This is a genomic window from Bradyrhizobium sp. CCBAU 53351, assembly GCF_015291745.1.
Lineage (GTDB): Bacteria > Pseudomonadota > Alphaproteobacteria > Rhizobiales > Xanthobacteraceae > Bradyrhizobium.
Genome location: NZ_CP030059.1, coordinates 6,311,697 through 6,338,016, shown reverse-complemented (window position 1 = coordinate 6,338,016; position 26,320 = coordinate 6,311,697). Strand labels below are relative to the sequence as shown.

Annotated in this window: 22 protein-coding genes; 15 read left to right on the top strand and 7 right to left on the bottom strand. The window is 64.6% G+C overall.

What is annotated here, in order from left to right:
• Nucleotides 1–31: 31 nt before the first annotated feature.
• The 12 genes from XH83_RS30110 to XH83_RS30055 all read left to right on the top strand — a co-directional run bounded on the left by XH83_RS30110 (nt 32) and on the right by XH83_RS30055 (nt 12,919).
• Nucleotides 32–856, top strand: coding sequence for an ATP-binding cassette domain-containing protein (locus tag XH83_RS30110; RefSeq protein ID WP_194404239.1), 825 nt, complete (start codon nt 32–34; stop codon nt 854–856).
• A complete protein-coding gene (locus XH83_RS30105; protein ID WP_194404238.1) occupies nt 853–2,109 on the top strand; it encodes a sugar ABC transporter permease in 1,257 nt (418 codons plus the stop codon). Before XH83_RS30110 ends, XH83_RS30105 begins: the two co-directional genes overlap by 4 nt.
• A gap of 28 nt (nt 2,110–2,137) precedes the next feature.
• Nucleotides 2,138–2,866 (top strand): SDR family oxidoreductase, encoded by a 729-nt coding sequence (locus XH83_RS30100; protein ID WP_194404237.1) that lies wholly within the window; start codon nt 2,138–2,140, stop codon nt 2,864–2,866.
• A gap of 7 nt (nt 2,867–2,873) precedes the next feature.
• On the top strand, nt 2,874–4,499 hold the full coding sequence (locus XH83_RS30095) for an FGGY-family carbohydrate kinase (RefSeq protein ID WP_194404236.1): 1,626 nt from the start codon (nt 2,874–2,876) through the stop codon (nt 4,497–4,499).
• Nucleotides 4,500–4,665: 166 nt separating this feature from the next.
• Nucleotides 4,666–5,997 carry an extracellular solute-binding protein gene (locus XH83_RS30090; protein ID WP_194404235.1) on the top strand — a complete coding sequence of 444 codons (1,332 nt, stop codon included), beginning with the start codon at nt 4,666–4,668 and terminating at the stop codon, nt 5,995–5,997.
• The gene (locus tag XH83_RS30085; protein ID WP_246776349.1) at nt 5,994–7,028 is read left to right on the top strand and encodes a glycerol-3-phosphate transporter permease; all 1,035 of its coding nucleotides are present in this window, start codon (nt 5,994–5,996) and stop codon (nt 7,026–7,028) included. Before XH83_RS30090 ends, XH83_RS30085 begins: the two co-directional genes overlap by 4 nt.
• Nucleotides 7,029–7,032: 4 nt before the next feature.
• Nucleotides 7,033–7,953 (top strand): ABC transporter permease subunit, encoded by a 921-nt coding sequence (locus XH83_RS30080; RefSeq protein WP_194404234.1) that lies wholly within the window; start codon nt 7,033–7,035, stop codon nt 7,951–7,953.
• Between the two features lie 9 nt (nt 7,954–7,962).
• Complete coding sequence (locus XH83_RS30075; RefSeq protein WP_194404233.1) at nt 7,963–8,724, top strand: glycerophosphodiester phosphodiesterase family protein; 762 nt, start codon at nt 7,963–7,965, stop codon at nt 8,722–8,724.
• Nucleotides 8,721–10,250 (top strand): alkaline phosphatase, encoded by a 1,530-nt coding sequence (locus XH83_RS30070; RefSeq protein ID WP_194404232.1) that lies wholly within the window; start codon nt 8,721–8,723, stop codon nt 10,248–10,250. The genes XH83_RS30075 and XH83_RS30070 overlap by 4 nt, the downstream gene beginning before the upstream one ends.
• Before the next feature lie 97 nt (nt 10,251–10,347).
• Nucleotides 10,348–11,295, top strand: a complete 948-nt coding sequence (locus tag XH83_RS30065; protein WP_210346991.1) for a sugar-binding transcriptional regulator — start codon at nt 10,348–10,350, stop codon at nt 11,293–11,295.
• A gap of 150 nt (nt 11,296–11,445) precedes the next feature.
• Nucleotides 11,446–12,465 (top strand): zinc-binding dehydrogenase, encoded by a 1,020-nt coding sequence (locus tag XH83_RS30060; protein ID WP_194404231.1) that lies wholly within the window; start codon nt 11,446–11,448, stop codon nt 12,463–12,465.
• 64 nt (nt 12,466–12,529) lie between these two features.
• Nucleotides 12,530–12,919, top strand: a complete 390-nt coding sequence (locus XH83_RS30055) for an NUDIX hydrolase (protein ID WP_194404230.1) — start codon at nt 12,530–12,532, stop codon at nt 12,917–12,919.
• Nucleotides 12,920–12,968: 49 nt separating this feature from the next.
• On the opposite strand, the gene XH83_RS30050 is transcribed toward XH83_RS30055, so the two are convergent.
• The 7 genes from XH83_RS30050 to XH83_RS30020 form a co-directional block, all read right to left on the bottom strand.
• Nucleotides 12,969–14,588, bottom strand: a complete 1,620-nt coding sequence (locus XH83_RS30050) for an inositol monophosphatase family protein (RefSeq protein ID WP_194404229.1) — start codon at nt 14,586–14,588, stop codon at nt 12,969–12,971.
• Nucleotides 14,589–14,658: 70 nt separating this feature from the next.
• Complete coding sequence (locus tag XH83_RS30045; RefSeq protein ID WP_194404228.1) at nt 14,659–15,963, bottom strand: ABC transporter substrate-binding protein; 1,305 nt, start codon at nt 15,961–15,963, stop codon at nt 14,659–14,661.
• A 29-nt stretch (nt 15,964–15,992) separates the two neighbouring features.
• A complete protein-coding gene (locus XH83_RS30040) occupies nt 15,993–16,817 on the bottom strand; it encodes a carbohydrate ABC transporter permease (protein ID WP_194408443.1) in 825 nt (274 codons plus the stop codon).
• A gap of 50 nt (nt 16,818–16,867) precedes the next feature.
• The gene (locus XH83_RS30035) at nt 16,868–17,797 is read right to left on the bottom strand and encodes a carbohydrate ABC transporter permease (protein WP_194404227.1); all 930 of its coding nucleotides are present in this window, start codon (nt 17,795–17,797) and stop codon (nt 16,868–16,870) included.
• Nucleotides 17,794–18,960: an ABC transporter ATP-binding protein gene (locus XH83_RS30030; RefSeq protein WP_194404226.1), complete on the bottom strand. Its 1,167-nt coding sequence runs from the start codon at nt 18,958–18,960 to the stop codon at nt 17,794–17,796. Before XH83_RS30030 ends, XH83_RS30035 begins: the two co-directional genes overlap by 4 nt.
• 6 nt (nt 18,961–18,966) lie before the next feature.
• Entirely contained in the window at nt 18,967–19,791 is an 825-nt protein-coding gene (locus XH83_RS30025) for a metallophosphoesterase (protein ID WP_194404225.1), read from the bottom strand.
• 357 nt (nt 19,792–20,148) lie between these two features.
• Nucleotides 20,149–22,548 (bottom strand): glucose/quinate/shikimate family membrane-bound PQQ-dependent dehydrogenase, encoded by a 2,400-nt coding sequence (locus XH83_RS30020; protein WP_194404224.1) that lies wholly within the window; start codon nt 22,546–22,548, stop codon nt 20,149–20,151.
• Between the two features lie 534 nt (nt 22,549–23,082).
• Here XH83_RS30020 and dusA point away from each other — a divergent pair.
• From dusA to XH83_RS30005, 3 genes are all read left to right on the top strand, one after another.
• Entirely contained in the window at nt 23,083–24,033 is a 951-nt protein-coding gene (dusA, locus tag XH83_RS30015) for a tRNA dihydrouridine(20/20a) synthase DusA (RefSeq protein ID WP_246776348.1), read from the top strand.
• Nucleotides 24,034–24,128: 95 nt separating this feature from the next.
• On the top strand, nt 24,129–25,295 hold the full coding sequence (locus tag XH83_RS30010; protein ID WP_194404222.1) for a cytochrome P450: 1,167 nt from the start codon (nt 24,129–24,131) through the stop codon (nt 25,293–25,295).
• Between the two features lie 418 nt (nt 25,296–25,713).
• Complete coding sequence (locus XH83_RS30005; protein WP_194404221.1) at nt 25,714–26,295, top strand: flavin reductase family protein; 582 nt, start codon at nt 25,714–25,716, stop codon at nt 26,293–26,295.
• Nucleotides 26,296–26,320: the final 25 nt, after the last annotated feature.

Here is a 26,320-nt window from a genome sequence, read left to right as displayed (position 1 = left end):
CGGGACGGGCGTCGAGAGGGCGGACTGACAAATGACTGCGATCCCGGATGTCGAGCACGTGCAGGGCGAACCGCGTCAGCCGGTCCTGAGTCTTCGCGGAATTTCCAAGCATTTCGGCGCCGTGTCCGCCCTGACCAATGTTGATCTCGACGTGCATGCCGGCGAGGTCGTGGCGCTCGTGGGTGACAATGGTGCAGGAAAATCCACGCTGGTGAAGATCCTTGCCGGCGTGCACCAGCCGACCTCCGGCACGATCGCCTTCGGCGGCGAGCATGTCGTCCTGTCCGATCCCTCCACCGCGCTCGGCCTCGGCATCGCAACCGTTTTCCAGGATCTGGCGCTCTGCGAGAATCTCGATGTGGTCGCGAATATCTTCCTCGGCCGTGAGCTCAATCCGCTGCGGCTCGACGAGGTCTCCATGGAGCTTCGTGCCTGGACCTTGCTCAACGAATTGTCAGCGCGGATCCCGAGCGTGCGCGAGCCCGTCGCGTCGCTGTCCGGCGGGCAGCGCCAGACGGTTGCGATCGCGCGTTCACTGCTCACCGAGCCGAAGCTCATCCTGCTCGACGAGCCCACGGCCGCGCTTGGCGTCGCCCAGACCGCCGAGGTGCTCGACCTCGTCGAGCGCGTTCGCGCCCGCGGCCTCGGTGTCATCATGATCAGCCACAACATGGAGGACGTTCGCGCGGTCGCCGACCGGATCGTGGTGCTGCGCCTCGGCCGCAACAACGGCGAATTCGAGCCCGACGTCTCCAACCAGGATCTCGTCACGGCGATTACCGGTGCGGACGAAAACTCGGTCTCGCGCCGCGCCAGCCGGCGCCGCGCCCATCAGTCGCCGGAGCTTGGGCGATGACCGACGACACGCAACGGGTTTCGGCGGCGCGGCTGCTCGACCGCAGTGACGAACGGGTCAAGCACGCGGACACGCTTGGAAACACGATCCGCGGCTTCGTCGATCGTGTGCGGTCGGGCGACCTCGGTTCGCTGCCGGTGGTCGTCGGGCTCATCGTCATTTGCACGGCATTCGAGAGTCTCAATCCGGTTTTTCTCGCGCCGAACAATCTGGTCAATTTGCTGTTTGATTGCTCGACGGTGGGCGTGATCTCGCTGGGCATCGTCTGCATCCTGATGGTCGGCGAGATCGATCTCTCGGTCGGCTCGGTGAGCGGGTTTGCATCGGCGCTCGTCGGCGTGCTCTGGGTCGGTCAGGATTGGCCGGTCGCCGTTGCCATCTTCACGGCCCTGTTGCTGGGCGCGGCCATCGGCGCGCTCTATGCGTTTCTGTTCAATCGCCTGGGGATGCCGAGCTTCGTGTCGACGCTGGCCGGCCTGCTGGCGTGGCTCGGCCTGCAGCTCTATCTGCTCGGCTCCTCCGGTTCGATCAACCTTCCGTATGGATCGCCGCTGGTCAATTTCGGGCAGATGCTCGTCATGCCGCCGGTCGTGTCCTATGTGCTGGCGGCGCTGGCGAGCCTGATCATGTTCGTGGCCGGCTATCGGACGGCCGCGCGCCGGCGGGCGGCGGGGCTGTCGGCCAGTTCGCTTAGCCGCATGGTGCTGAAAGCGCTGCTGGTCACCATCGTGCTCGAATTCGCCGTCTATTATCTCAATCTCGGGCGCGGCATTCCCTGGATGTTCGGCCTGTTCGTCGGCTTGTGCGTGGTCATGAACTATGCGTTGACGCGGACCAAATGGGGCCGCTCGATGTCTGCCGTCGGCGGCAATCGCGAGGCGGCGCGCCGTGCTGGCATCAACGTTCGGCGCGTCTATCTGTCCGCGTTCGTGCTGTGCTCCACGCTGGCCGCCGCCGGCGGCATTCTTGCCGCGGCGCGGCTGGCATCGTCCAGCCAGCAGGCCGGAACCGGGGACGTGAACCTCAACGCGATCGCCGCTGCGGTCATCGGCGGCACGAGCCTGTTCGGCGGCCGGGGCAGCGCCTATTCCGCACTGCTCGGCGTCATCGTCATCCAGTCCATTGCAAGCGGCCTCACGCTGCTCGATCTCTCCTCGTCGCTACGGTACATGATTACGGGCGCGGTCCTTGCCATTGCGGTCATCGTTGATTCGCTGGCACGGCGCTCGCGTCTCTCTCATGGCCGAGCTTGAATAACTCGAACAAGAAAAAGGACAAGCCTTGGCCCAGGAACTTGCAGGAAAAGTTGCCGCAATTACCGGCGCGGCGTCGGGCATCGGTCTGGAATGCGCCAGAACATTGATCGGCGCGGGCGCGCGGGTGGTGCTGATCGATCGGGCGGAGGAGGCGCTGAGCCGCGCCTGCGCCGGGCTGGGCGATCAGGCGATTCCATTGCGTATCGATCTCACCGATCCCGCGAGCGTGGCAGCCATGATGCCGCAGGTGCTGGAGAAGGCAGGCCAGCTGGACATCTTCCATGCCAATGCAGGCGCCTATGTCGGCGGTGAGGTGCTTGGCGGCGATCCCGACGCCTGGGACTGCATGCTCAATCTAAACATCAATGCGCTGTTCAGGTCGATCCATGCGGTACTGCCGCACATGGTCGAACGCAAAAGCGGCGACATCATCGTCACCAGTTCGATCGCAGGCCTCGTCCCCGTCGTCTGGGAACCGATCTACACCGCCTCCAAGCACGCCGTGCAGGCTTTCGTGCACACGCTACGCCGGCAGGTCGCCAAACACGGTTTGCGTGTCGGAGCCGTTGCGCCCGGTCCGGTCGTGACCGCGCTGATCAAGGACTGGCCCAAAGCGAAGATCGAGGAGGAAATGGCGGCCGGCGGCTTGATGCAGCCGGTGGAGGTCGCAGAGGCGGTGCTCTTCATGCTGACGCGTCCGAGAAACGTGACCATCCGCGACCTCGTCATTCTCCCGCAGAGCAACGATCTGTAGCGTCTTCATGACCAGGCAATCCGATCATCGCCATTTCCTTGGCATCGATGTCGGCACCGGCAGCGCACGGGCCGGCGTATTCGACCGCTCCGGCAGACTGATCGCGAGTGACAGCGCCCCTGTCGCGCTGTGGCGGGAGGCCGGCGACGTCGTCGAGCAGTCGAGCGAGGATATCTGGCGTGCCGTCTGCCGCAGCGTGCGGAGCGCGGTGGCACAGGCCGGCCTCGCGGCGGATGGCATTGCCGGCATCGGCTTTGACGCGACCTGCTCGCTGGTGGTGCTTGGGGAGAGGGGCGCGCCGCTGCCGGTTGGCCCGTCGGGCGATCCTGCCCGCAACGTCATCGTATGGATGGATCACCGCGCCGCCGATCAGGCGCGCCGGATCAACCAGACCGGCGAGAAGGTTCTCGATTATGTGGGCGGCACGATCTCACCCGAGATGGAGACGCCGAAACTGTTGTGGCTCGCCGAGAACATGCCCGAGACATTCTCCCGGGCGTGGCAGTTCATGGACTTGACGGACTTCCTCACCTGGCGCGCGACCGGGAGCTTGTCCCGCTCCATCTGTACCGTGACGTGCAAGTGGACTTATCTCGGTCATGAGAACCGTTGGGACGACAAATTCTTCCACAAGGTCGGCCTCGGCGTGCTCGCCGACGAGCAGTTCCGCAGGATCGGCACCGAGATCGTGCCGGGCGGAACAAGGCTGGCGGCGGGCCTGACCGCGGAGGCCGCGGCCGATCTCGGTCTCGCCGCGGGAACGCCGGTCGCCGCAGGCCTGATCGATGCGCATGCCGGCGGCGTCGGCACGGTGGGCGCGCGCGGTACGGCCGGCACGGTGCTCACGCGCATGGCCTATGTGTTCGGAACCTCCGCCTGCACCATGACGACCACGCCGGACCCATCCTTCGTGCCCGGCGTTTGGGGGCCCTATTTTTCCGCCATGGTGCCCGGGCTTTGGCTCAATGAAGGCGGGCAGTCGGCCGCCGGCGCCGCCATCGAGCATCTGTTGCAGATGCATCCGCATTCCGCGCAAGCGGCCCAGGCTGCAAGCGGGAAGCAGCAGACGCTTGCCGATTGGCTTGCCTGGGAAACTGAATCCCGCGGCGGTGCCGAAATGATTCCGCAGTTGGTCGGCGAGGTTCATATCGTCCCCGAGTTTCTCGGCAATCGCGCGCCATTCGCGGATCCCGACGCGCGTGCGCTGATTGCAGGGCTCGATATGCGCTCGGATCTGGAGAGCCTGCTGGCGCTTTATCTGGCCGGGCTGTGCGGTCTCGGTTGCGGGGCGCGCCAGATCGTTCGCGCTCAGCAAGACAAGGGCATTGCGGTCGATACGATCGTGGTCAGCGGCGGCGCCGCGAAAAGCGGTCTGGTGCGGCAAATCCTCGCCGATATGACGGGCCTGACGGTCGCTGCGTCGGCCTCCCCGGAGGCCGTCCTGCTCGGCTCCGCAATGCTTGGGTCGGTTGCCTCAGGCGATCATGCCGATCTCGGCGAGGCGATGCAGGCGATGTCGGTTTTGGGAGACGTCCATCGACCCCAGGCCAGTTTGGCAGGCTGGGCCGATCGGCGCTTTGCCGCCTTTGAGGCCCTGCAAAAGGTCGGTCGGGCAATGAGAAGCGCTTCTTAGCCGCTTTGCCAACTGAACCCGCTAGCCAGGCCCGGCTTGCGTCTGACCCGGCAATGCCTGCTGGAGAAGAGGGCGCCCGACCCTCTTTCATCATCTCGACACATATGTCATGATAGAAGTACAAATGTATAGGCCGGCTTGTTTGCCCGGCGAGGGAGGGCTGCCCATGAGTAGGAAAGTCGCATTCATTGCGGCCTTGTTCGGTGCGTTGGCATTGGCTGGTCCGGCGCAGGCGCGGGTCGAGGTCCAGTGGTGGCACGCCATGAGCGGCGTCCTCGGCGACCGGCTCAATGAACTGGTCGAGAAGTTCAACAAGTCGCAGGACAAGTACACGGTCGTCGCGGTTGCCAAGGGCAACTATGACGAGGTGACCAACGGGGTGATCGCCGCCTATCGCGCCAAGCGGCCGCCGGAGATGGTGCAGATCGCCGAGCGCGGTTACATGACCATGCTGCTGTCAGGGGCCATCGTTCCCGTGCAGGATCTGGTGGAGCAGAAGGGTTACAAGATCGACTTTTCGGACTTCATCAAGCCCGTGGCGAGCTTCTGGAGCTACAAGGGGCGGATGTCGGCGATGCCCTTCAACTCGTCGACGCCGATCTTCTGGTACAACAAGGATCACTTCCAGAAGGCCGGTTTCGACAAGCCGGCCGAGACCTGGCAGGAGCTGGAAAAGCAGCTCTACGCCATCAAGTCCAAGGGGATCAGCGAATGCGGCACGGTGCTGCCCGGCGATTTCTACTGGAGCCTGCTCGAGAACTACAGCGCCATCAACAATCAGCCCTACGGTACGCTGGCGAACGGCTTCGACGGGCTCGGCACCGAGTTCGTGTACAACAAGACGAAGGTTGTGTCGCAAGTCGCGCGGCTCAAGAAATGGCTCGATGACGGCGTGATGCAGATCGCGGGCCAAGGCTTCAGTCCCGAGCAATTGTTCACGTCGGGCCGGTGTTCGACCTTCGTCAATTCGACCGCATCGCACGGCAACATCGAGCGCAATGCGACCATCAGCTGGAGCGCCACGTTCCTGCCGCACGAAAGCGACATCAATCCGCCTCTCAACAGCACCATCGGAGGCGGCGCCATCTGGGTCATGAAGGGTCACACGCCGGAGCGCTACGAGGCCGTCGCGGCTTTTCTGGATTTCGTCGCCCAGCCGGAAACCCAGGTCTGGTGGCACGGCGCGACCGGTTATGTTCCGGCGACGAATCGCGCCTATGCGCTCGCGCGGGAGCGGGGTTATTACAAGGATCATCCGACCAGGGAGATCGCGGTGCTGCAGCTCTCGCGGGGCACGCCGAACGAGAACTCGCGCGGCTTCCGCTTCGGCAATTTCGTGCAGACGATGCTGGCCCAGCGCCAGGAGGTCGAGGCTGTGTTCTCGGGCCAGAAGCAGCCCCAGCAGGCCATGGATGACGCCGTCAAGCGGGGTAACGAGATTCTGCGGCAGTTCGAGAAGCTGAATGCCGGAAAGACTCCGGAAACCGAGCGTCCATGACGCTGCGCCTGTCCATCCCGTGGCGTGACGCGCGCGCGCCCGTGCTGCGAAGGCACGGGAGCGGCGGGTCCAAGGCCCTGCCGGCGGCGGCCGCCGGCAGCTCGCGCAGGTCGGGGAAGACGCGGCGGCGCGAGGAGGCCGGACTGAAGCGCGCCAATTTTGGTGATGGTCCGGGCCTGCCGACGCTGCTGTTGCTGCCGCAATTGTTGATCCTGCTGTTCTTCTTCTTCATTCCGTCGCTGCGGGCGCTGATGCAATCCGTCCTGCTCAGCGATCCCTTCGGCAATAACGTCCAGTTCGTCTGGTTCGATAATTTCAAGGCGCTGCTTGCGAGCAGCGACTACCGCCAGTCGATCGCGGTGACGTTCTGGTTCACGGTGGCGCAGAACGTGCTGACATTGGGCAGCGCGCTCGTGCTGGCCTTTGCCACGGACAGGATCGTGCGTGGCCGCTCGGCCTATCGCACGATCATCCTGTTACCCTATGCCATAGCGCCCGCGATCGCCGGCATCCTGTGGGCCTTCCTGTTCAATCCGGCAGTCGGCCCGCTCGCGCAGGTGCTGCACAGTTTCGGCATCGCATGGGACCCCAACCTCAATCCGTCCGATGCGCTGATCCTGGTGACGCTCGCCGCGTCCTGGAAGCACATCTGCTACGACTACATCTTCCTGGTCGTGGGCTTGCTCGCGGTACCGGTGTCGCTGATGGAGGCCGCCGCCGTGGACGGCGCGGGGCCGATCCGCCGCTTCGTCTCGATCGCGCTGCCGATGCTCGGGCCCACCATCTTCTTCCTCACGGTGATGAACTTCATCTATGGCTTCTTCGAAACCTTCGCCATCATCGATGCCGTGACGAAAGGCGGGCCGGCCGGTGCGACCAATATCCTGGTCTACAAGGTCTTCGTCGACGGCTTCGTCAATCTCGATCTCGGCTCTTCGGCAGCACAATCGGTTCTCTTGATGAGCTTTGCGCTGATCTGCACGCTGCTACAATTCCGCTACTTCGACCGCAAGGTCAATTACGGGGTCTAGCCGCATGGTCGAACGCTCGCCGGTCCTCAATATGGTCTGCCACGCGATCCTGATCGCGGGCGCGCTGATGGTCTGCGTACCCCTGTATTTCGCGTTCGTCGCCGGCTCGCTCACGGTGGCCGAGGTGCAGAAGGTGCCGTTGCCGTGGCTGCCGGGAGGCCAGTTCATCGACAATCTGCAGCTGGCCTGGAGCAAGGGCAATTTCAGCCGCACCTTCGCCAATTCGATCATCGTTGCGCTCGGCATCACGGCCGGCAAGATCGCGGTGTCGTTGCTCTCGGCCTTCGCCATCACCTACTTCCGCTTCCGCTACCGAATGCTCGCATTCTGGCTCATCTTCATGTCGCTGATGCTGCCGATCGAGGTTCGGATCGTGCCGACCTTCGAAGCCGTGGCCAATGCGGCGCTGCCGCTGCAATGGCTCCTGGAGACCCTGCATGTCGCGGAGATCTGGAGCTGGATCAGCGGGCATGAGGTCGCGATCGCGCTCGAATGGAACATGGTCAACACCTATCCCGGGCTGATCCTGCCGCTGATCGCCTCGGCCACTGCCACGTTCCTGTTTCGCCAATTCTTCCTGACCATCCCGGAGGAGCTGTGCGAGGCGGCGCGGCTGGACGGCGCCTCGCCGCTGCACTTCTTCTGGAGCATCCTGCTGCCGCTGTCCGTCCCGAACATGGTGGCGCTCGCCATCATCCTGTTCCTGTTCGGCTGGAATCAGTATCTCTGGCCGCTGCTGTTCACGACCGACAAGGACATGGCAACGGCGGTCATCGCGTTGAAGGGCCTGATCCCGCGCTCCGACAGCGAGCCGGCCTGGAATATTGCCATGAGCGGTGCGCTCCTCACGATGTTGCCGCCGGTATTGGTCGTTCTGCTGTTGCAACGCTGGTTCATCAAGGGTCTTGTCGACAGCAGCAAATAGGAATTGATCATGGTTTTCATCGCCGGGCATCGCGGCGGACGCAATCTTTGGCCGGAGAACAGCCTGACCGGTTTCCGCAATCTGTGCAGGGAAGGGGTCGACGCGGTCGAGTTCGACGTGCATCAGAGCACGGACGGCGGGCTTGTCGTGATCCATGATCCGCTGCTCGATCGCACCACCTTCGAGACGGGACCGGTGGGCGCGCGCAACCTGCGACAATTGACGGCAACGCGTCTGCGTGATGCCGGCGATGAGTGCATTCCGACCCTGGACGAGGTGCTCGATGTGTACAGCGAAACCACGCTCGAGCTGCATATCGAGATCAAGACGGATGCGCTCGGCAATCCCTATTCGGGCCTCGAGGCGCGGCTGATCGACCATATCAAGCGCCGCGGCCTGGAACGGCGCGCGGTCATTACCTGCTTCGTGCCCGGGGTGATCGAGACCGTTCGTCGGCTATGGCCGGAAGCGCGGGTGCTGGTTTCGCTCGACCGTCGTTCGGCAGAGATGATGGGCGGGATCGAGCCCGCGCTGGCGCAATTGGCCGCCATTCCCGGCTGCATCGTCGCGGTCGAAAAATCGCTGCTGGGGCTCGTCTTGCCGCTCGCGCTCAAGATGCTCGGCTCCGAGCGTCTCGGTGCATGGGTGACCAACGAGCCCGAGGATATCGCTTACTGGCTCGCCCAGCCGGTGCGACAGATCACGACCGATCGGCCGGATCTCGCCGTGAGCATTCGTCGCAGGCTCGAAACGATGCCGGCGCGCCCATGATTGCCCGCCGCCGCTTTCTCGTGGGATCGCTGGCGAGCGCCGCCTTGGCTGCGCCCGCTGGCTTCGTGCGGGGAGCGCCGGTGTCGTTCGGCGCAGATCCCTTCACGCTCGGTGTTGCCTCCGGATGTCCGCGTGAGGATCGCGTCATCCTGTGGACCCGCCTTGCGCCGCAGCCGCTCGAGGACGGCGGCATGCGGGACGCGTCGGTGGACGTCGAATGGCAGATTGCGGAGGACGAGGCCTTTTCGCGTATCGTCTCCCGCGGCGTCATGCGGGCAACGGCCGAGCTTGCGCATTCCGTGCATGCCGAGGCGACGGGCTTGCTGCCGGATCGCGTCTACTGGTACCGCTTCCGCGCCGGTCCGGCGCTCAGCCCGGTCGGACGCACCCGGACCGCACCCGCCGGGTCGTCGCGGCCTTTCCGCTTTGCCTTCGCATCCTGCCAGCAATACGAGCAGGGCTATTTTGCCGCCTATCGCGACATGGCCGCACGCGATCTCGATCTCGTCGTGCATCTCGGCGACTACATCTACGAGAAGTCCTGGGGATCGCGCCACGTCCGCCAGCACGGCGTCGGAATTCCGACGACGCTCGAGGAGTTCCGCAACCGCTACGCGCTCTACAAGAGCGATCCCGACCTGCAGGCGGCGCACGCCGCCTTTCCCTGGCTTTCGGTCTGGGACGATCACGAGGTGATGGACGACTATGCCAATGATCGCTCCTACACCGTGCACGACGCCGGTCAGTTCCTGAAGATCCGCGCGGCCGCCTATCAGGCCTATTACGAGCACATGCCGCTTCCGCTTTCGGCGCGCCCGCGCGGCGCGAACGCCACGATCTACGAGCACTATCGCTTCGGCGAGATGCTCGACGTGCTCCTGCTCGACGACCGGCAATATCGCTCGGCATCTGCCTGTGTCGGAAATGGGCGGCCGACCTGGGTGACGGATTGTGCAGGCCGCACCGACGAGGCGCGGACGATGTTGGGCCGGGACCAGGAGCAATGGCTCGATGCGCGCCTGCGCGACTGTCGCGGCCGCTGGACCATCGTCGCGCAGCAGACCTTGATGGCGCAGGACAAGCGCGAAGCAGACGACGGCGCGCGTTTCTGGATGGATGGCTGGGACGGCTATCCCAATGCACGCCGCCGGCTCCTTGATTCGCTTATGGCGCATCGCCGGCGCAATCCGATCGTGATCGGCGGCGACCGCCACGCCTTCTTTACCGCCGATCTCAAGCGTGATGACGCCCGCCCGGATGGCCCGACCATTGCGACCGAGTTCGTCGGCACGTCGATCAGCTCGGACGGGCCGAGCGAAGCCAGCGTCCGCAAGGCGCTGGCGGAGAACCCGCATCTGCTCTATGCGCGTGGCGACAAGCGCGGCTATGCGACCGTCGAGCTCGACGCCCGGCATTGCACCGTGGGATTCGAAGCGCTCGACGACGTCAAGGACGCCGCGAGCGCCGTGCGCCGGCTGACGAGCTTTGTGGTCGAGAATGGCGTGCCGGGCGCGAAGACCGCATGACGACATCCGCATGCTGCAGATTTGACGGCCAACGAAAGATCGCCTCAAATGCTTCGACATCTGATTGTGCCTTGAGGCCGCTGCGGGGGGCTGCGCCGTGACTGATCAAACCATCCTGCGGGTCGCCTGGCTCTACTACATGGAGAACCTGACCCAGGCCGAGATCGGCGAGCGGCTCGGGCTGACCCGCGCTCGCGTCAACCGCATGCTGTCGGATGCGCGGCAGACCGGCATCGTCAACATCCGCCTCAACTCCGCCTTTGCGATCTGCACGGAGCTGGAGCACCGCTTGCGCCGGGAATGCGGCCTCGAGGATGCCGTCGTCATCCCGAGCCCGGAGAATCCCGAGCAGGTCGGCAGCCTGATCGGTATGGCGGCCGGCGCGTATCTGTCCAAATTGCTCGAGCAGAAGCGTCCGCGCATCATCGGCATCGGATGGGGGGCGACCTTGCGCGAGACCATCCGTTACGTCACGCCGGCGGACTATCCCGATCTCTCCATCGTCTCCATGATGGGCGGCCTATCGCGCGGACTCGAGCTCAACACCTTCGAGATCGCCGGTGAGCTCGCGCACCGGCTGCACGCCCAGTGCAGCTATCTGGCCGCCCCGATCTTCGTCAGCAGCCGGCGCTCGCGCGACACCTTTTTGGCCCAGGAGGTCTATCAGGAGGTGCTGAACAGCGTTGAAAAGATCGATCTTGCGCTGTTGAGCATGGGAGACATGACGCCGCGCTCGCTGTTGATGCGGCATGGGCTGCCGCCGGACGTGCGCGCCGAGCATCTGCGGGCGGCTGGCGCCGTCGGCGACGTCCTGGCGCAATTTCTCGACAAGACCGGCCGGCCCATCGATCACAACATCAACAGCCGCGCCATTGCGATGCCGCTCGACAAGCTGGCGCGCGTGCCGACGTCGATGCTGATCGCCGGAGGGCTCAACAAGGCGCCGATCATCGCTGCGGTGCTGCGCGGCCGGATCGGCAAGGTGCTGGTGACCGACGAGAACACCGCCATCGCGGCGCTGAAGCTGATCGACAAGCAGAAATAGCCGTACTTTCCGCCACCGCTATGACATCCGCCGTGGGCGCCCCTGTCCACGCGCGGCCGACGTGCGCCGGAAGGCCTGCAAAAGCATTTGTCACTTCGCTGTTACATATGTAATATGCCGGAGACAATTGCTCAGAAGGATGGCGTCGACATGCGCGCTGCGGTGCTCCAGGACATTCGTGATATCCGCGTCCTCGATATTCCCGAGCCGAAGCCGCTCGCGGAGGACGAGCTCATCATCCGCGTCAAGGCTGTCGGCGTCTGCGGCAGCGATCTGCACTCCTATCTCGAGGGCGGAACAACCGGTCCGACGCAAGTCAGGCCGTTCGTCCTGGGTCATGAATTCTCGGGTGTCCTCACGCCGGACTCGGCGCGCAAAGCGGGGTTCTCGGCCGACGCGCTGGTGGCGGTCGATCCTTCCATTCCCTGCGGCCGTTGCGAGTGGTGTCACCGCGGGCACACCAATCTCTGCCCCAATGTGAAGTTCCTGGGTTACGCGCCTCACAACGGCGCCATGGCCGAATTCGTCTGCGTGCCCAAATCGGCCGTGCATCTGGTGCCCGACAGCATCGATCCCGCCGGCGCAGCGATCCTGGAGACGCTCGGTGTCGCGATCCATGCCATGGATCTGGCGCGTCCGCGGCTGCTGGAAAGTGTGGCGGTGCTGGGCTGCGGGCCGGTGGGACTGCTGCTGGTGCAACTGGCGCGGCTCGCGGGCAGCGGCAAGATCATCGCAATCGACCCGGTCGAGCAGCGTACCGCACTGGCCTGCGACCTCGGCGCGGACGTGGCATGCCGCAGCTACGCCGAGGTCGGCGAGGCCACCGAGGGCCGCGGCGTCGACCTGGTGATCGAGGCGACCGACTCCTCGCACGGCTTCGAGCATGCGGCGCGTTGCGCCCGTATCGGTGGCCGGGTGGTTCTCGTCGGCATCCCCGAGAACAACCAGTACATCCTCAGCGGCGCGGAATCGCGCCGGAAGGGCCTGTCGATCAAGTTTTCACGCCGCATGCCGGAGGTCTATCCGCGGGCCATTGCCCTTACGCAGTCGGGGAAGATCAAGCTGGCGCCGCTGGCCACGCATCGCTTCTCGCTCGACCAGACGCCCGCCGCATTCGAGCAGCAGGTCGCGCGGCGCGATGGAATCATCAAGGCGATCATCTGCCCGTAGACGGAGCGTCATCTCGTCAAGAGCCTGGTGCAGTGGAGCAGGCACAGAAGCAGGACCGGTCGTGATGGCGAAATCGTCGAAGTTGGTCGTCGCCCGAAAAGGGCGCGTGCTGATGGTGAGACGCAAGCGCGACGGGCTCTGGATGTTTCCCGGCGGCCGCAGGCGGGCAGGCGAGAGCGACAGGAGCTGCCTTCGTCGCGAGATCAAGGAGGAGCTTCCCAAGCTGAAGCTCGGGCCGTTGAAACTCTGGAAGGAAGTCAAGGCGAGGAAGAGCCGGACCGGCCGGCGGATGAGCGATGCGATCTTCCTGGCCAAGAAGGTGTCGGGGCGCCTGAAGGTCGGCGACAAGAAGGAGATCGACCGGGCGGTCTGGCGCAAGCCGCGCGGCGCCGGACTGACGCCGACCTCGCGCTACATCCGCGACAAGCTGTTCCCAGGGCGCGGCCGCCGCTAGGTCGCTTGCGCCAGACGATGAGCGAAGGTTCGTCCTCTGGACCTGCTCGTCATTGCAGCGCCTGGCGCAGGAGAGCGAGCAACTCCTCGTGGATCAATCCGTTTGAAGCGATCTTGTCGAGATCGTCGTTGCGGCACGGCCGCCCCGTCAGTGTCGTGACCTTTCCGCCACCGGCCCACACCATCGGCATCGCGGCCGCGTGCGAGACGATGTCGGCTTTCAGGGAGACAAAGCCGTCCAGGCGACCCGAGGCGACCATGGTCGTCTCGAAGGCGCCGGAGACGACGATACGCACGCCGCGCACCACTTTGCCGAGCAGTTCGATCACGCGCGTCGTCCGCTGGACCTCGTCGGGCGAGAAATGCGAGGTCAGAATCACCGAGATCACCGCATCCGACAGTGAACGTGTCGTGGAGACGCGCGCCGGCAAGCCGTCGATGGTCGCGCCTTCTCCTGTGAGATAGCGCGCCGTCAGTCCGATCTTGGGCACGTTGATCAGGCCAAGCTTCGTCTCGCCGTCGACCTCGTAGGCGACCGTCACGGAAAACCACGGCAGCCCCCGCGCGTAGTTGATCGTGCCGTCGAGCGGATCGATGATCCAGCGCGCAGCATTGTCCCCGGGGCTCGCGCCGCTCTCCTCGGCCAGGATGCCGGCCTCCGGCGTCAGCGCCTTCAAGCCCGCGACCACGATCGCTTCGGAGGCGAGATCCGCCTCGGTGACGATGTCGAGATGGTCCTTGCGCTCCGTGCGCAGCGGCGTGGATTGCATCGCGACCAGCCTGGCCGCCGCCTCGCCGACGACGGCCTCTGCGCGCCTCAGCAGTGCCGGAAGGCCGTCGCCCCGGTCCGTTCCCGGATCGTCTTGGCCGGCCGCGATCTCGAATGGGCGACCGTAGTCTCCGACCGGAACGAGGTGGCTGCTGATGCCCGTGTCCGGCCGCCAGCAGTGCAAGGCAAATCCCGGCGGCTCCATGATGAAACGATTGCTGTGACCGGGCCGCAGATCGAGCACAACCTGGTGCGCCGTGCTGGGCGCCACATAGCCCACGGTTCCCGCATAGCGCGCCGTGATCGAGCGGTGATAGTGACCGCACAGCACGCGTTCGATTTCGGGATGGTCTTTGATGATTGCGTCGAGCGCGTCGGCCCCGAGGAGGCGCAGATCGTCCATCCCGTCGGCCCCGACCAGGAACGGCGGATGATGAATCACGACGACCGTCGGCTTGCCGCGCCCGGTCGCGAGCGCGTCGCGCAGCCATTGTTGCCGGGCCGCGCAGAAGGTGCCGTGGATCTTCCCGGCCTCGACGCTGTCGAGGAAGATCAGCCGGACCGGAAAATCGTCCACGACGAAATTGATGAAGCCGTCGGACGGAAGATAGCGGTGACGAGAGCGTAGCGAAGATATCAGCTGCTCGCGGCGGTCGTGGTTGCCGGGAATGACGAACACCGGCATCGGCAGCCTCGCCAGTCCGGCGGCGACGATCTCATATTCCTCTTCGAGCCCGCCATCCGTGAGGTCGCCGCTGACCACGACGCAATCGGGCCGCGGATCGAGCCTCAGCACGGCGTCGATGGCGTCGTGAAACATCGCGTTGGTATCGACGTCGCCGTAAGCGAGCTTGCCGGGCGGTCGGACGTGCAGATCGCTCAGCTGGGCAATGATGAACACAGAATTCCGCCTCCGAAGGGAACAGTAGCGGCCAGCGCCAGGCCGCTTGCCGCAATCGATCGTCCGCTGCCTACGAACTCTTCATCAAGGCGTTGCTTTCCTTGACCATGCGATCGAGCCCTGCCTCGGCGGTCGTTTCGCCGCGCATGACGGCATGGATGATCTCGCGCTGTGTGCGCCAGATCTTCACGGATTGTCCGCCTGGATAGCCCTGCCACGGCTTCGCGCGCTCGATCTGCTGCGACACGGTACGGAAGTTCGGGTTCTTGTCGTAGAACGGGGCCAGGAATTCCGGCCCTGAAGCGCGCAGATTGGTCGGCATGTAGCCCGTCGTCTCGACCACGATCTTCTGCGCTTCCGGTCCGCTCACGAATTTCAGGAACTCCCAGGCGGCCTGCTGCTTCGCCGGATCCTTCGCCGTGATGATCGCCGCGTTGCCGCCGGTGGGCAGCCCACCCTTCTGCTTGTCGTCGATCGGGAAGGTGCAGGTGCGCAAGGTGAACTTGTCGCCGATCAGGTCGGTGACCTGGCGCAACCGGGCCGGCGTGTCGGCGAAAATGCCGATCTTCCCGGCGATGAACTGCTGGCGCGAGGAGTCCCAATCGATCAGCGGCATCTTGGCATCGGCCACGAACCGCCGGCAATGGGTCAGGGCCTTCAGCCCGGCGTCGTTGCCGAATCCGGCTGCGGTTTCCGACGCATCGAGCATCTGGCCACCACCTTGCAGGATCAGCGAACGGAACAGCCAATCGTCGGGCCAGTCGTGGATGTTGTAGGCGAGGCCGGCGACGTCGGCCCCCTTGCTCTTGATGCTGACGGCGAGGGCGATCATGTCCGTCCAGTTGTCGGGCATCTTGTCGGGATCGCCGCCCGCCGCCTTCACGAGCTGCGCGTTGAAATAGATGATCGGCAGCGAGGCGTTGAACGCGAGGCCGTAGATCTTGCCGTCGACCGCTCCGAGCGCCAGGATCCCGTCGGAATAATTGGCCTTGCGCCAGGCGGCGTCCTCCTTCTGCAGCATCGGAGCAACCTCGGTGATCTGGTTGCGTTTCACCAGCGTGCGCACCAGCTCGGCGAGCAGGTGGTAACCGGAATAGTAGACGTCCGGCAGCTGGTTGGTGACGGCCTGCCGCAGCATGGTCTGATGACCTTCGTCATAGCTCGCCGCCGGTGCCCGGAACTGGATCTTGATGCTCGACTGCCGCTTCATGAACTCCTCCGCGATCGGCTCATGGAATTTCGCGAAGGCGGGAAAGGCATAAAGCACATCCAGCGTCACGTCTTGCGCTTGCGCCGGGCGCGTCAGGAACGGGCTGGAAAGTGCGCTCGTCCCGACGGCGGCGGCGCTCTTCAGGAGGTCTCGGCGATGCAGCATGACGGTGTCTCCCCTGGCAGTGGTTGAGGTCATTTGATTCCGGTCATCGTGATGCCGGCAATGAAATGCCGCCGCGCGATCAGGAAGGCGATGACGAGCGGTGCCGTGATGATGGTGGCGCCGGCGGCGAGCGCCCCGTAATTCGAGCCCAGCTCGGAATCGGCGAAATACATCATGCCGAGCGGCGGCGTCGCGAGCTTGGTGTCGGAGACGACGATGAGCGGCCAGTACAGGTCGTTCCAGTGCGCCACGACAGAGAAGATCGAAAACGCCGCGATGGCCGGCCAGGCGCTCGGCACCACGATGCGCCACACGATCTCGAACTCGCCGACGCCGTCCAGCCGCGCGGCCTGGATGATCTCGTCCGGATAGGACTTGAAGAACTGGCGGAACAGGAAGATCGCGAACACCGACAGGAAGAACGGCATCATCATCGAGAGGTAGGTGTTGAGGATGCCGAGCTCGGCGAATGCGATATAGAGCGGGAGCGAGGGCGCCTGGACCGGAATGCAGAGTCCGAGCAGGACCAGCGAAAACAGGATCGGCCGTCCCGGAAACCTCAGCTTGGCGAGCGCATAGGCGCAAGGGATCGCGACCAGCAGCTGGACGACGAGGATGCCGCCGCAGACGATGAGACCGTTGAGCAGGAAGCGCAGCAGCGGCGCCGTGCTCAAGGCAGATTCGAAATTCTGCCATCCGTAGAACTGGCGCGGCCAGAGCCGGAACGTCGCCTCGAAGATCTCGCCCGGCGGCTTGATCGCGCTCGTCAACATGAACACGAAGGGCAGTAGCATGAAGACGGCGCCGCCGATCAGCACCGCGTGGACGAACGCAAGCGACACGAGGCGCCGCATCCGGACCGCGACCGGCGCAGGCGGGCGGGCGATCGTGGCCGATATGCGCGTCAATAGTGCACCCGTCGGTCGAGGATGAAGGTCTGCAGCACCGAGAACACCAGGGTGAACGCGAGGAAGACCAGCGTGAGTGTCGCCGCATAGCTCATGTGAAAGTACTGAAACCCCTCCAGATAGATGGCATAGAGCAGCACCTCCGATGCGCCTCCGGGGCCGCCACGCGTCATCACCGCAACCGTGTCGAAGATCTTGAACGCCGTGATGAACGTCGTCACGGTCACGAACATCGTCGTCGGACCAAGCATCGGCCAGGTCACTTTCAGGAAGCGGTCGATGGGATGGCTCGCGCCGTCGATATCGACAGCTTCATAGAGGTCGCGAGGGATCGCCGAGAGACCGGCAAGGAACAGCACCATGTTGAAGCCGACGAGCTGCCAGATGCCGATCGCGGCGAGCGTCGGGATGACGAGGCGCGGCTCGCTCAGGAAGGCCGTTTCGGCGAAACCCAGCCCCTTGAGGGTCTGATTGATCAGTCCCAGGGTCGGGTGCAGCAGGAACTGCCACATCGTGGCCATCGCGATGAGCGTCGAGGTGACGGGAAGAAAATAGATGACCTCATAGAGGCTGCGCGTGCGCTTGCGCTGGTGGATCAGGATTGCGACGAGCAGCGAGATCAGGACGCCGCCGGGCACGACAATCGCCACGTAGAGCAGCGTATTGGTCACCGAGCGGCGGATCACGGGATCCTGCAGCGCCGTGCTGAAATTCTTGAGGCCCACGAACGCGAAGTCGAGAGCGCCCAGCTCGTAATTGGTGAAGCTCAGAAAGGCGAGAGCCGCCAGTGGCGCCAGATTGGTCAGGACCAGCAGGATGAAGGCGGGTGCTGCGAAGCCCAGGCCCGCGAACCGTTCGATCCAACGCTGGCGGCTGGCTGGCGGCGCCGCGGTGAGCGGGGTGATTTGAGCCGCGACCGCGTTCATCGGGCCTCGCTCGCGCGGCGTACGTCGCGGCCGGCCGCATTGCGGCTCTCCACCTCGATACGGCGGCCTTTGTTGTCGAACACGTGACAATCCCGCGCCTCGAAGGCGAGCGTGACCTCGCCCTCGGGAACGGGCATGTCATTGTCGATCCGGCAGAGTACCGCCACCTCCGGAGAGGCCGCGAGGTCGAAGTGGAGGATGCTTTCCGAGCCGAGGTTTTCTCGGCGCCGGAACCTGCACGGAACGGTGCACGGACCGCCCCCGATTCGCATCGCTTCCGGACGCACGCCGATCGTCAGTTCCGCAGCCGGCACGTTGCGAATATCGATCGGCAGCGTTCGGCCGAGCAGCTCGACCTGGCCGTCGGGGCCCACGTGGGCCGGAAACAGATTGATCGCCGGACTGCCGATGAACTGCGCGACCGCGGTCGTGGCGGGTCGTTCATAGACCTCGGCGGGTGTGCCGAGTTGGAGGATATCGCCGTGATCCATCACGGCCAGCCGATCGGACATCGTCATCGCCTCGATCTGGTCGTGTGTCACGTAGACCATCGTGGCGCCGAGACGCGCGTGCAGCTCGGTCAGCTCGCCGCGCATGTGCACACGCAGCTTGGCATCGAGATTCGACAATGGCTCATCCATCAGGAACGCTTGCGGATGACGCACCATGGCGCGGCCGAGCGCGACGCGCTGCCGTTGTCCGCCCGAAAGCTGTCCGGGACGGCGATGAAAGAAGGTGTCGATGCGAAGCTGCTCCGCGACGGCCCGCACCTCACGCGCGATCTCGTCCATCACGCGCCTGCGGCGCAGCGACAGGTGACGCGTCAAAGGCAAGCGCTCGAACAGGTTCAGGCGCGTCATGGTGAGCGGCAGTGCGATGTTGTCGAACACCGACATGTGGGGATAGAGCGCGTAATTCTGGAACACCATGGCGATCCTGCGCTCGTGAGGCCGCAAATGGTCGACCGAGGTCCCGCCGATCGACACCGAACCGCGATCCTGCGATTCCAGGCCGGCGATGATGCGCAGGAGCGTGGACTTGCCGCATCCGGAGGGACCGACCAGCGTCAGAAACTCGCCGTCCGCAATATCGAGATCGATGTCGTTGAGGACGGCCGTGTCGCCGAAAGTCTTCCCGATGCCGCGCAATGTGAGGCCGGCCATCGCGGATCACGCCTCAGCTTCGCGCGGCGGATACACCTCGTGCACCACGTCGTCGATCCAGTAATCGGTGAGGCCCGGCACCGGTCGAATGCTCACGTCGATGTTGTCGCCGTCGATGTCGTAGATCACGGCTCCGAGCCGCGCGGCGCCGCCCATCGGCGGCGCCAGTTTCTCGCCGACCAGAAAGCCGGCCGCCGGCCCCCAAACGTAGTGCGTGCCGTTCAGCCGAATTTCGTTCCAGCGATGCAGATGTCCGCTGGCCACGATCTCGACCCGATAGCGCTGCAGCAAATCGAGAAGGGCGCGACGCGGCTCCGGCTTGACCGACCAGTACCCGGTGTCGGCCTCGGTCGGTGACTCGATGAACAGCGGCCGATGCGTGAACCAGGCGATGCGACGCCCCGCGGCATCGGCCATCGCGGCCTCGAGCCATTCGGTCTGCCGCGCCTCCTCGGGGCCGCCGCCGAAGATCATCGAATTGAGCCCGATCAGGCGCCAGCCGTCCACATCGCGTAGCCAGTGGTCGTCACCGAAGTGACGTCGGAAGCGATCGAGCCGCTCCTCGTTCACCGGCTGGTGTGGATTGCCGACTTCGCCGACGTCATGATTTCCCGGAACCGACACGACGGGGACACCGAGCGAGGCCAGTTGGGCGGCGCAATATGCTGCGTCGGTCTCCTGATCCGCCGCGTCGACCGTCACGTCGCCGGTGTGGATGACGAGATCCGGCTTCTGTTGCGCGATCCAGCGCGCAAGGGGCGCCCAGTTTGACGCGAAGTGCTGCTTGCTCGGGCTGAGATGCGTATCGGAAATCTGAACAACTCGGACCATGACGCCTCTGCTGTGGGTCGCGTGTCACGCCGTGCGTCGACCGCGCAGCGGTCTCTCGCTCGTTTCGAAACGCGCTGCTTCTCGCCGCGCGGGTTGGCGGTGATTGCCATCGTGGGATCTGAGGTTCTTGGCGCTCTCCCTTGCTGACGATCACTTGGGCGGATCGTGCTCTTTTGATCGAATATACATATGATCGAGCGTCGTGACAAATGTAATATGGCGGTGACAGCGTTCGAACGACCCTTCGCTGTGCGTGCTGTCGCAGGTCGATCGACCGGGCCGGCTGGGACTCGATCGCCCGTGCACGCCGATGGTCGAGACTGGACGCTGCCGGCATACGGAGGCGTGCCTGCGGAATTACGGAAGCGCGTAGGCCCGCACGTAATCGCCGAGCTTGGTGCCGAACGAGCCGTGGCCGCCGTCGACGGTCACGACATATTGCTTGCCGCCCGCCTCATACGTCATCGGCGTGGACTGGCCGCCGGCGGGAAGACGGTCCTGCCACACTTGCCTGCCATCGCGGACGTCGAACGCCCTGATGTAGTCGTCCATGGTCCCCGTGATGAAGATGACGCCACCTGCGGTCACGATCGGTCCACCCAGCATGGGAACGCCGAGCTTGAATGGAAGCGGCAGCGGCGCCTGGTCGCGGATCGTGCCGATGCGGTGTTGCCACACAACCTTGTGGGTCCTGAGGTCGATGGCCGCGATGTTGCCCCAGGGTGGGGCCAGGCAAGGTATGCCGAGCGGCGACAGGAAGATGCCGAGATCGACGCCGAAAGGAGCGCCATACATCGGCTGCACCCCGACTTCGGTGCCCGGTGGATGTGCCGCGTTCGGCGCGGCCGGATTGTCTTTTCCTCGCGGTACGAGACGCGAGATGAACGGAATCGATTGCGGGTTGGCGATGGCGATCTGGCGCTTCGGATCGACAGCGATGCCACCCCACTCGAACATGCCGAAATCGCCGGGAAAGACCAGCGTGCCTTGCTCCGAAGGCGGGGTGAACGGTCCTTCGTAGCGCAGACGCTTGAACTTGATGCGGCAGGCGAGCTGGTCGAGCATCGTGCTGCCCCACATCTGGGCGTCCGTCAGCATGCCGGGCGGACGGAAGCTTAGTCCCGAGAAGGGCTGGGTGGGAGCCAGCCGATCGCCGGGGGCGGCGCCCTGCGGTACAGGCTTTTCCGGCGCAGGCACCAGCTGATGCCCGTCGCGGCGGTCGAGCACGAAGATATCGCCGGTCTTCGCCGGAATGTAGATCGCCGGAGTCACGCCGCCATTCGAGCGCAGATCGACCAAGCTCGGTTGCGAGGGCATATCCATGTCCCAGAGGTCATGGTGCACGTTCTGGAACGACCAGCGCAGCTTTCCGGTGGCGATTTCAAGAGCGACCAGCGCCGAATCGTAGCGCTCCTTCTCCGGCGAACGGCCCCCGCCCCATATATCCGGCGAGCTCGAGCCGAGCGGCACATAGACGAGCCCGAGACTCTCGTCGGCCGCCGAGATGCTCCAGGAATTCGGCGAGCCGGCCGTGAAGTGGTGCGAGCCCGACGGCATCTCGTTCGGATCGGGGTTGCCGGCGTCAAAGGCCCAGATCAGTCGCCCGGAATAAATGTCGAAGCCGCGGATGACGCCGGATGGCACGCGGTCGGAGTAATTGTCGATGACGGCGCCGCCGACGATCAGGATCTTGTCGGTCACCACAGGCGGTGAGGTGCCCTCGTAGAAACCGAGCGTCTGGATCTCGCTTCCCTCCTTCAGGTCGATCTGGCCCTGATTGCCGAAGCCGGCACAGGGCGTGCCGGTCCGGGCGTCCAGCGCGAACATCCGTCCGTCATTCGTCGGGACGAAAATGCGCTCCGGGCAATCGGAGGGAGCCGGTGCGCCATCGGTCGTCACCGCACCGGGCTTCGTTGCGTGATAGGATACCCCGCGGCAGGTCATGTGCTGGAAGGCTTTGTTGTGCCGAACCTGCGGGTCAAATTTCCAGCGCAATTTTCCGGTCGCCGCATCGAGCGCGAATACGATCTGGTGCGGCGAGCAGGTGTAGAGGAGATCGCCGATCTTGAGCGGGGTCGCCTGGTTGGTGATTTCGTCGGGGTCATCAGGTCCCTTGTGATCGCCGGTGCGAAATTCCCAGGCGAGCTTGAGGTCTTTCGCATTGGCTGTGGTGATCTGGCTGAGCGAGGAATAACGTGTGCCGAAACTGCTACCGCCATAGGCTGTCCAGTTGTCGCCGCCGGCGGGCGGGGCAGCTTCAGTGGAGGCAACAGCGTCGGTCGTGCTGCCGTCCGCGACGGTGCCGGCGAGATCATGGCGATCGCGTGCCAGGGAGAAGGCGAGGACTCCCATTGCTGCGACCAGCACGAGGCCGAGCGCCCACCTTGCGACCCGCAGATTGGGCGCCAGAGAGCGAGCGATGAAAGGTAGCAGCAGCCAGACGCCGAGTGGCGCGAGCACGTCGCCACGAGGTGCCAGCGACCAGAAGTCGAATCCGACTTCCCAGATCGCCCACGCCATCGTGCCAAGGAGCAGCGCGGCAAAGACCCAGAGCGCCTCGGCGCGATGTCGCGCGAGCAGCCAGGCAGTGAGCAGCAGCACGATGCCGGCGCTGAGATAATAGAGGGAGCCGCCAAGCACCGCGAGCCAGGCGCCACCTGCGGTGAGGCACAATGCCATGATAACGACAACCACAACAGTGATGGCGAGCAGAGGCGCGGCGCGGAAAAAGGTGGCAGAGCGGGTGATGAGAGACATGTGATCTGCTTCAGCGTATAGAGAAACGCGGCGATATCGCGCGCGTCCTTCGGGTGATACCCACTTTCGGTATGCCGCTGCCCGGCAACGCGCGCTGCGGGTTTTCGATCCAGTCACCGGCCTGGAACATCGGTTGGGCAGAATGATGCCGACCTTTGTCTCGCTGGTGAGCAGCAGCCCGACCCAGATTCCGACCTCGCTCGCGATGTCTGCGATTGGCGCCTTCGCGATCTACCTGACCGGAGCGAGACGCTGTTGCGAAGTCTTGGACGCATCGTGAGTTTCACGCCCTCAATGTGATGATCTCATCGAGCTCATCCTGGGTTGGTCGTCGGTCTCGCTGCTCCGAACTGCCGACCGGACCCAAAGGCTTCATGCGAAATGTGCTAGCCGTCTACGGGTGTACGGAGAGGTCAAAACAGGTACAAGCGTGCGTAATTTCGACCCGTTTGGAGTGCATCCGTTCCGGGCATCCCATTGAGAGCATAAGGTAAATCGTTGAAATCACAGGGTTATCGCTTTTCCGTAGCCCCCATGATGGACTGGACTGACCGGCACTGCCGGGTGTTCCACCGCCATCTGACGCGGCGGGCGTTGCTCTATACGGAGATGTTGACGACGGGCGCCATCATTCACGGCGACCGCGAGCGGCTGCTTGGGTTCGACGCGGTCGAGCATCCGGTGGCGCTTCAGCTCGGCGGGTCGGATCCGCGTGACCTCGCGCAAGCTGCGCGGATCGGCGAGGCGTTCGGCTATGACGAGATCAATCTCAACGTCGGCTGCCCGTCGGACCGCGTGAAGGACGGCCGCTTCGGCGCGTGCCTGATGGCTGAGCCGGAGCTGGTGGCAAGGTGCGTCGAGGCGATGAAGAGTGCGGTTACCGTTCCCGTCACGGTGAAATGCCGCATCGGGATCGACGATCAGGATCCGGAAGTGGCGCTCGATGCGCTTGCGCGCGCGGTGGTCGCCGCCGGCTGCGATGCGCTGATCGTGCACGCCCGCAAGGCCTGGCTCAACGGTCTGTCGCCGAAGGAAAATCGCGATATCCCGCCGCTCGATTACGACCGCGTCTATCGGCTCAAGCGTGCGATGCCCGGTGTGCCCATCATCATCAACGGCGGCATCCCCGGTGTAGACGACGCGAAGGCGCATCTCGACCATATCGACGGCGTGATGCTCGGCCGCGCCGCCTATCAGGAACCGTGGCGGCTGCTCTCCGTCGACTCCGAGATTTTTGGCGAAGCGCCCCCGCATGACTCCATGCAGGCCGCGCTCGAGGCGGTGATGCCCTATATCGAGCAGCAGCTCGCACGCGGCACGCGGCTGCATGCGATCACGCGGCATTTCGTCGGCGCATTTCATGCCGTGCCCGGCGCACGGGCCTTCCGTCGCCATCTCGCCGAGCAGGGCACGCGGCCGGGCGCCGGCGCCGACGTGCTGAGCGATGCGATCGCCAAAGTCGCATTCGGGCAGGTTGCGGCCTAGAAGCTGCACCCAACGCGCCTGTCCCAATCGCTGGGGACAGACGGCGGCGCCTGGATACGCTAGGTCTCGGCAGGGATACAGCAAGGGAGCGAAGCTTGAGCACCGCGCCGCGAATCGACATCGATCCCACCGCATTCTGGGCCGATCCCTATCCAATGCTCGCGAAAATGCGGAAAGAAGCGCCGATTGCCTTCGTGCCGCAGCTCGGCTCGACGCTGCTCACCTGCCGCGACGACATCTCGATCTCGGAGAAGCAGATCGACGTGTTCTCCTCGCACCAGCCCGCCGGCCTGATGAACCGCCTGATGGGCCACAACATGATGCGCAAGGACGGCGAGGCGCATCAGGTCGAGCGCCGCGCGATGTTCCCGACGGTGTCGCCGAAGACGGTGAAGGCGCATTGGACCGCGCAGTTCCAGGCCCATGCCGACCGCATCCTCGCGTCGATCGCGCCCGGCCGGGTCGATTTGATGCGCGACTTCGCGTTGCCGTTCTCCGGCGAATGCCTGAAGTCGATCACCGGCCTCACCAATATCGGCTTTGCGGACATGGACGCCTGGTCGCAAGGCATGATCGAGGGCATCGCCAACTATGCCGGCGATCCCGCGGTCGAGGCGCGCTGCCATGCCGCGACGTCGGGTATCGACGCTGCGATCGACGACATCCTGCCGGTGCTGCGCAAGAATCCCGACCAGAGCATCCTCGGCGTTCTCCTCGCCTCGGGCATGCCGATGGAAAGCGTGCGCGCCAACGTCAAGCTCGCGATCTCGGGCGGGCAGAACGAGCCGCGCAAGGCGATCGCCGGCACGATATGGGCGCTGCTGACCCATCCCGAGCAGCTCGATCTCGTCAGGCGCGGTGAAGTCTCCTGGCTGCAGGCGTTCGAGGAATATGCCCGCTGGATCTCGCCGATCGGCATGTCGCCGCGCCGCATCGCAAAGCCGTGGTCCATCCGCGATGTGTCATTCGAAACCGACGAGCGCGTGTTCCTGATGTTCGGCTCCGCCAATCGCGACGAGAAGCATTTCGACCGCGCCGATCAGTTCGACGTGCGTCGCGACGTGACCAGGAGCGTCGCGTTCGGCGCCGGCCCGCATTTCTGCGCCGGCGCCTTCGCCTCCCGCGCCATGATCGCCGACGTCGCGCTGCCGACCTTGTTCGGACGGGCAAAGATGCTCGAGATCGCCGACGACGAGGAAGTGCGGATCGGCGGTTGGGCGTTTCGCGGACTGCAGAATCTGCCGGTGCGGTGGATGCATTAGACCTGTAGGCCACGGCGGCCCCACTCCGCGATCATGCCATCATGCTCCTGTTTTGCCCGACGGAGCAAACGCATTGCCTGAGGCCGAATAGCCTGCCGCGTAAGTGATTGATTCCGTTATCGCCGGCTACTTTGCATGGGGTTGTTTTTCGCCTTTTGTGTCCGGCCCCGACCAAACGGCCCTCACATTTGCGTGCGGAAAGATTTGCCTGCATTTGCCTCGCCGATTGAACGATTGATCATGTCGTCGGACGCGCGACAGCATGCGCATTGTTCTTCGTTGAGAGATCTCGACAAGTGCGGCTGACCGCACCATCGTTTTAAGTGCTTTAGGTTCGGAGCCGGTTGGCGGCGAGCCACTTGTTATCGGCGGACGATCGTACCTAAATACAGGGAACCCCGCTTCGGGGAGCAATGCTATGAATGTAGTGCCCCGCGATCTCATGACTGAAATCCCCGTCTCGTCCGCCGATTTCCGCGGCGCCATGCGCCATCTCACCGGCGGCGTCAGCGTCATCACCGCCGGCAGAGGCAAGGACATCACCGGCATGACGGTGACCTCGGTGACCTCGCTGTCGGTCGAGCCGCCGACGCTGCTGGTCAGCATCAACCGGGATGCCTCGTCCTTCCCCTTGATCCGGCGCCACGGCGCCTTCGGCGTGAACATCCTCACCGCCGACCAGCTGGATGTCGCCGAGCGCTTTGCCGGCAAAGGCGGGCTGAAGGGCGCCGATCGTTTCAAAGGCGCCAAATGGGTGACGGCGGTCTCGGGCGTGCCGCTCCTGGTCGGCGCGCTGTCGGCCTTCGATTGCGAGGTCGAGGAGATCATGGAGCGCCACTCGCACGGCATCGTCATCGGCCGTGTCAGAGACATCAAGAGCTCGATGCGTACCGCGGCGCTGGCTTATTGGCACGGCCAGTATGTGGCGGTCGACCAGGACGAAGACGCCGCAAGGCTCGCCGAAGTCAGCCTTCCCGCGCATGGCCGGCGCGGCGCTTGATCGCTGCCCGAGGAAGCGCAGGCTG